Source organism: Phormidesmis sp. 146-12 (assembly GCF_052939495.1).
In genome coordinates, this window is record NZ_JBJPHS010000226.1 from 1 (window position 1) to 3012 (window position 3012).

At 47.8% G+C, this 3012-nt stretch carries 3 protein-coding genes and 1 pseudogene; all 4 read right to left on the reverse strand.

The genetic code is table 11. The annotated features are described in order from the left end of the window. Window positions 1-45: 45 nt before the first annotated feature. Window positions 46-468: a hypothetical protein gene (locus ACKFKF_RS34720; RefSeq protein WP_446871900.1), complete on the reverse strand. Its 423-nt coding sequence runs from the start codon at window positions 466-468 to the stop codon at window positions 46-48. Window positions 469-536: 68 nt separating this feature from the next. Continuing rightward, complete coding sequence (locus ACKFKF_RS34725; RefSeq protein WP_446871901.1) at window positions 537-977, reverse strand: hypothetical protein; 441 nt, start codon at window positions 975-977, stop codon at window positions 537-539. Window positions 978-1167: 190 nt separating this feature from the next. Continuing rightward, a complete protein-coding gene (locus ACKFKF_RS34730; RefSeq protein ID WP_446871902.1) occupies window positions 1168-2526 on the reverse strand; it encodes a hypothetical protein in 1359 nt (452 codons plus the stop codon). Window positions 2527-2581: 55 nt separating this feature from the next. Next, window positions 2582-3012: pseudogene (locus ACKFKF_RS34735) on the reverse strand (hypothetical protein); the annotation flags it as partial.

Consider the following 3012-nt stretch of genomic DNA (forward strand, 5'->3'; position numbering starts at 1 on the left):
GAATCTAAGGTCTTACGGCGTTATCGCTGTCTAATTTTGTCCGGACTATTGATCTAAGATCCAAGCATCAAGCACTTCCCCTTTCCAGCGTTGAGCACAGATGTGAGGTCGCCCTAATCGAGGGACAGTTCCAGACTGAAGCAGATCACGGCTGAGGGGAAAGTATCCTTCGGTGTGCAGTTCGTAGGGCTGCTGGGTGTCACTGAGAATGATGTAGCCATCCAGTTTACTGGCACAGGCTTTGGCAATTTGCACCAATCGAACCCTATGCTCCCGCATTAGTGGGAAGAGATGAGTTTCACAAAGGTATTTGGTTTCATCCATTTCATCGCCAGTTTGCGCGGTCAACACGATTAGATTTTGGAAGCGATCGAAGGAACGGGATTGAGGCTCCAGCAGCCAACGCACCAGGATTGCTGTGCTCTCAACTCCCATCCCCCAATTGAGAAGATGCAATTGAGGAGTCATAGCGTAGAAATAAAAAAATCCTCCAGTCTAGTGCCTGAAGGAGTTAGTAGGAAAGGATTTTGATGTTCTCAGGTGATGTTTCCTGTTCGCTCGGTAATATGCAGGAACCCAATACTGGTGCCCTCTGGATTTGCCTGGGCAATTACATAAAAGAATGTCTCTGAAGCTGGTTGCCTCACAATCAGGTAAGGGTAGCCATCCTGAGTTAATCCAGCATGATGAACCTGACCACCAACCAACTTGGTGAGTTCTTGTTGATACGGGTTCATGGCAGTGCCTGTATTGGTTTGTGCTTGTCGGAGCCAATGATGAAAGTCGATACTTTCGAGTTCGGGGGTATACTCGCTGGGTTTAAGTTTGCGAGTGCGATCGTACATTGCTTCGGGCACCACACTTTTTAGATGCGCGTCAACCGCGTTGAAATTGATGGTGTGGAGGTTGCTCCAGGGAAGACTCACATGAAAGCGTTGGGGTTCACCAACCAAGTTGAAGTTAAGATAGTGCTCCATATCGCTTAGAGATTAAACGTCTGAAAGCGTTGGAGCGATAGCTCTGAGGTTAACTTAGGGAACAAAACTCTCGATTTTTGGTGGAGTTTATTCCCTAAGTCAGGAACTACGATGTTTAGCCAGCAGGAGCAGTGTTTTGGCATTCCCTACATTCCTTTGCCCTTCAGGAGTCAAACACTACTGGAGGACGCTAACGAGCGCTAACCTTTCCGGTCTGAGTACGTCGGCTCCTACGCTTGTGAGAGTGCCATTGACTTACACTCGTCAGAATGGAATCGAGGGTACGACTGGCGAAGGCAGGAGTTTTGCTAGCGCTTTGCCAGATGGTATTGGCTTCCATATCACTCAAGGGACGTGTGCAGCGATCGCAGTATTGCTTAAAGAGTTGATGGGGATTTGGATGGTAAACGATCCGATGTCGGGTTAGTAGATCAGCGGTTCCCAATAGGTTCCGAGCCAGTTTGTAACCTGCATTGTTCCGATTGCCTGACCGTTCACCGTATCTCAAGAGGGCGCGATCGCTTTTTGTCAGGCAAACAGTCAGCGGAATCGATATCCCGCTAACGCGGTGTTGTTTGAGAGACAAGTGCTTGTCTCTTTTTGCAGGGCTTGTTCTAACTCTCCGATGCTTTAGCACCGTTGCGCGAGACACTGGAACAGGTGGCTGAGTCAGTGCGGAGTGTGGGTCAACAGAATCATTTATTTTCGCCAGATGAACCAGTTGTACCCACTTTCGCCATCGCTGATCCGATAATCCGTAAGGAAACAGCCCGGTAGAATCCAGAGCAGCTTCCAGAATTTTAGGATCGTATTGGAACGTGGAATAATCCTCCAATGTGATTGCTTTAGCACCGCTCAACTCTCCATCTATCACTTCCCTGCGAACCATGCCTGGAAGCCGCATAGAACGCGCCAAATTACAGATTGCTGGGTCAGCATTTTGAGCGTTCGCGCTAGCGTTCCGCCCCACGGAAATCGCCAGCTTTCGATTCAGGCAGATCCAATTTTCTGGAGGTAGCCCAATGGTGCATCTAAAATATACATGCAGGGACTTTCCCCCGGTATACACAACTGCGGCTGGTTCCAATCCCGTTACGTGCTTAAATTCTTCTAATACAGTGTATTGACTCGCCAAAGGCAAATCATCAATTTCATAGAACAAGCACTGGCATTGCCTGACATGGCTGTTGCTAATCCCTTTGTCAGGCTGGTTGGGGTAGAAACTAACCGTTGCACCCAAATAGGAAAACTTGAATGCAAGTGCCCATCCATCTGCATAACGTTTGGGAGTGATCTGCCAGCAGGTATTACCCTGGCGATCGCGCCCACCTTGAGTGCAGCAGTAAAGGGTAAAGCCCTGAGGAGTGATGCTGCCACAAAAAATGTAATGAGTGTAGATCAGTTGATTGTTCCTCCAGTAGCAGTTCCAGTTGTCAGGAATAAGTTCTACAGGAAGATCCCAAGAGATCCGTAGCCAGATTTTAGCACCTGACACAAAGCCAATATGCCTGAGAAATTGAATCGTCACTTGTCGCAGATTGACATTCATCGCAGTTAAGCCAAGAGCGTTGTTACTCTCTGAGTGGCGTTAGCTGCCCTGACTATCAAAGTTCTAACTCTCGTTGTTGGTGTTTTGGTAATTTGGATTTTTGGCGATGCTTCGGTGCTTTATCGTCTCGTTGGCTCTCTTTGATATTCGATACCTGCACTAAAGAGTCTGCATTGATTTCACCTGTAGTTGATGAATTAACAGGTTGTTCTACCAGCTTCGTGATTAATTCAGTATCTCGATGTGAGTCATAGTTCACTCTCCGGTATTTCTGCAAGCCTTGGAAGGTATAGGCTTTGCCCAAATGAGTTCCACTGAAAGCAATACCATTTAATTCGTAGCTGATGCCTTTTATCTCACCAGGCTGGCGATCGCGAATCCGAACACTGATGCCGTTTTGCTGGAGCTGCCCAATCAGCTGAGGCATAGTGACAGAATCCGGCGTTGCTGAACAAAGGGATGAATCAAGTGAGTACGGGTATTGAC